This window comes from Pseudomonas meliae, assembly GCF_001400515.1.
GTDB classification, from domain to species: domain Bacteria; phylum Pseudomonadota; class Gammaproteobacteria; order Pseudomonadales; family Pseudomonadaceae; genus Aquipseudomonas; species Aquipseudomonas amygdali.
This window is the reverse complement of the sequence record NZ_LJQT01000453.1, coordinates 561-882: the sequence shown is the minus strand read 5'-3', so window position 1 is coordinate 882 and position 322 is coordinate 561. Positions and strand designations below refer to the sequence as shown.

Sequence of the window (322 nt, the reverse complement as noted above, 5' to 3'; positions counted from 1 at the left end):
CAGGGCGTTAGTGAGCTACGGATACACGTTGGCCCTGGTTACCGTGTTTATTTCCAGCAGCGAGGCGATGAACTGATCTTGCTGCTGTGCGGTGGTGACAAGAGCAGCCAATCCCGAGATATCGAAACAGCCAAGAAACTGGCTGATCAATGGTGGCAAGAATGAAAGAACAAATTTTCGATTACGACCCAGCAGCAGCCCTTGACGGTCCTGAAGCAATCGCGATTTTTATCTCTGATGCCTTTGAGACGGGGGATGCGGAGTACATCGCGAAGGCTATGGGGGTTGTCGCAAGGGCCAAAGGGATGACCGAGCTTGCGCG

Annotated in this window: 1 protein-coding gene and 1 pseudogene (1 of these 2 running past the window's edge); both read left to right on the top strand. The window is 53.1% G+C overall.

Features of this window, described 5'->3' with window-relative positions; genetic code table 11:
• Nucleotides 1–165: type II toxin-antitoxin system RelE/ParE family toxin (locus ALO64_RS26445; RefSeq protein WP_328586228.1), on the top strand; the 165-nt coding region annotated here is incomplete at its 5' end.
• Nucleotides 150–322 (top strand): annotated as a pseudogene (locus tag ALO64_RS20695) (addiction module antidote protein) (it continues 122 nt past the right edge of the window). The gene ALO64_RS26445 and the pseudogene ALO64_RS20695, both read left to right, overlap by 16 nt.